A 2,809-nucleotide genomic window follows, 5' to 3' on the forward strand; every position below is an offset into this window, starting at 1 on the left:
CATGTAGATCTCGTTTCGCTCGATATTCTCTTGCGAAGCAATGCTTCTCATCAACGAGATCTAAAGTTCGGTAATAGGTTGAAGCTGCGATCGGTAAAATCCTACAAATCGCATCAACACCATATCGATCTTTATTGTTATGGATAAAATCCACCATTATTTGTGTGGGCGGTCGAGCTCCGCCTGGGCGAAAAAAGCGGCTGCTTTACGTAGAATTTCATTGGCACGCTTTAATTCTTTAATTTCACGTTCCATTTGCTTCATTTTTTCTTGATCAGATATCTGTTGTACTTTAATAGGATTTTGCTGATCTGAATACTTTTGATGCCAGGCACGAAGTGTTTCAGGAGTACAACCAATCTTAGGCGAAATTGCTGTGATTACAGCCCAAGTAGAAGGATAATCTTTTTCAGATTCAATCAATAATTGAGCCGCTCTTTCTCTGATTTCAGGGGTATATTTTAATTTTGTCATCGGGGTAGTCTGTCAGAATATTGACTCTCCGACAAACCCGGTACGGTTCAGCATTGGATAGCAGCATCAGAATAGGTTTGATTTAGACCATGCTTGCCCTTTGGTTGAGCGTACCATTGAGTTTTTGGGATCAAACCAAATAGAGATATTTTCTCGATTTATTAATGCTTTGTTATAAGAAGGCTAATTGGTTGTGCGATAGATTTTAGATGTGGGCTTATTCATTTGAGAATTATAATGTTGAATAAGCCTTTATAGATAGGTTTGTGCAACAAAGCCTATTTAAAGCATCTCTTGGACAAACGACGTCTATTCTTTTGGCGTAGGCGAGAACAGTAACTTATAGGTTATTGTTCTCATTATTCAAATTTCTTCTTTCTGTCATGTCGATAAATTTTTGTACTAGAGCTTGATTTTATAATATTTGAGATTGATTGTTCTATAGATGTCCGCAATCCATCAAATAGCTGCACTTCATTAGATACTTGGAGATAATCCAATATGTTTTCGCTAAAAGATTCGATGATTTCTCGCGGATTTCTAATTCTAAAATGCTCGCTTTCAGCTAATTTTAAGAGATGTGATATTTCAGGAAATGCTTTGCTTCCAGCGAGTTTAAGCGCCATTTTATTATCTATTGATTCGTATATAAGTGTATGCGTAATATCAAATGGTGGTGAAACAAAAATGTTTTTCATATCCGGAGAATACTGTAGAGCAAAGTTTTTCAGATGCGCATCACCATTCCCAATTAAGCAGTTGAATACGATGCATTTATACATTTTTTCAACCTCAGTTATGCTTCCAGTGTATAAAAGGGTCGCTTTCAATAGTGTTTCGTAGCTCCCTGTGTATTTTGCATCGGGGTCATTTGATTTCTTCATGAGCGTCGTAAAATCTTCATAACCTAGTTTTGTACCATCACTGGATTTATCAAACCGTTCTACAACATATGTTTCTAAATTTTCAGACAAGTACGTTTGTGGCGGTTCAAGCCCACACTGTCGCGCAGCCTGCATACAAACAAATTCATTGACGGTAAGTAATGGAAATTCCGAATCAAACGACTTTACGATTAAATCTTTTTGTTGAACTGTTCTATCCGTTTGAACAGTTTTTGCATTCGGAATGCTCACTTTGGGTTGCATACCGGACAGAGAATTTCTGAGATAATATTTTTCTAATAGCTGTGGAAAAAGGGGTTCTTTACTACGGTAAGATAGGATTTCACTCAAGTTTAAAGAATCTGCGTCAGGCAAATTTAGCTCACTTTTATAAGAGAGCATTCCAATTCCTTGACTGCCTTGTAGTGCCAATAAATACATGTCATTAACTTTGGCATATCTGGCAAGTTTTTCAGCAATAAATCGTCGATTAAAACCTTCTGGTAAATTCTGAGCAAAAATTGGGTGAAGTGCACCGGAAGAATAACCATCTATGCCTTTGCGAGTCATAGTGAGTGATACATGCTGTTTTTCCTGAGTCGGCTGATAGTGGTGCACTGAACCATATGTTAAAACGCCTAATTCAGCATGATTAGCGCATACCTTAATATTAGTGATTTTGGCTGGAAGCTTTGGTGTACTCATTCGCTATCCTCCGAAAACATATTTTCAATATCATCCCAGTGGGGCAACGAATGTTGCTTCGGATATACATCAAACTGTAAACCTACTGTATCAAGTACACGCTCAAATATGTCAAACGAACCAGTAAAGCGGCCATTCTCGATTTCAGAAATTGTGGTTTTGTTAATTCGAGTCAATTCTGATAATTCTTGCTGTGTATGACCAAGAGCTTTTCGTGCTATACGAATTTTTTCCCCAATTTCTACTCTACTCATCATAGCAATCCAATCACAAATATTAGCCATATAGCTAATATATCATACAAATTTTCAAATGTTAGCTATATAGCTAACATTTTATGGGTATTTAACAAAAAATTAGCTTAAAAATAGAATTCAACAATAAATAAAAAGGCAGATTTTTAACTGCCTTCTTTTATTTCCTAAACTGTTAGGTGAGTTAATTATTTGTAATCAACTTACTTTTCATCGTTTTAAGAGCTTGTGTAGCATCATTATTGCCTTGATTTGCTGCCCTAGTGTACCAATCCAATGCCTTTTTATAATCTTTCGGTAAAACATCACCTTTATCGGACATTGACCCAATAACATATTGAGATTTTGCATAAACTCAATTGGCTGCTCGTTCAGCCCAATACACGCTTTTATAAATAATGAGGGCTCAATTTTAATGCTTGATACACTAACGCTGATATCATTCAAGTGTACTTAATTTAACATAATCTATATTATGCGAAATGTGTTTGT

2 protein-coding genes, 3 pseudogenes and 1 other annotated feature are annotated in these 2,809 nt (G+C 36.1%); all 5 genes and pseudogenes read right to left on the reverse strand.

Annotated features, from left to right (window positions below; all coding sequences use genetic code 11):
• Positions 1 to 474: pseudogene (locus CL42_RS15780) on the reverse strand (transposase); the annotation flags it as partial.
• Positions 83 to 199, reverse strand: a sequence feature (AL1L pseudoknot). It overlaps the preceding pseudogene by 117 nt.
• Before the next feature lie 50 nt (positions 475 to 524).
• A pseudogene (locus CL42_RS17465) lies at positions 525 to 699 on the reverse strand (IS5/IS1182 family transposase); the annotation flags it as partial.
• A gap of 134 nt (positions 700 to 833) precedes the next feature.
• Positions 834 to 2,063, reverse strand: a complete 1,230-nt coding sequence (locus tag CL42_RS15785) for a type II toxin-antitoxin system HipA family toxin (RefSeq protein ID WP_035270811.1) — start codon at positions 2,061 to 2,063, stop codon at positions 834 to 836.
• Positions 2,060 to 2,320 (reverse strand): helix-turn-helix domain-containing protein, encoded by a 261-nt coding sequence (locus CL42_RS15790; RefSeq protein WP_035270813.1) that lies wholly within the window; start codon positions 2,318 to 2,320, stop codon positions 2,060 to 2,062. The genes CL42_RS15785 and CL42_RS15790 overlap by 4 nt, the downstream gene beginning before the upstream one ends.
• A 181-nt stretch (positions 2,321 to 2,501) precedes the next feature.
• A pseudogene (locus CL42_RS16900) lies at positions 2,502 to 2,654 on the reverse strand (hypothetical protein); the annotation flags it as partial.
• Positions 2,655 to 2,809 lie beyond the last annotated feature (155 nt).

Origin of the sequence: Acinetobacter sp. Ver3 (assembly GCF_000632455.1) — a bacterium.
Classification (GTDB): domain Bacteria; phylum Pseudomonadota; class Gammaproteobacteria; order Pseudomonadales; family Moraxellaceae; genus Acinetobacter.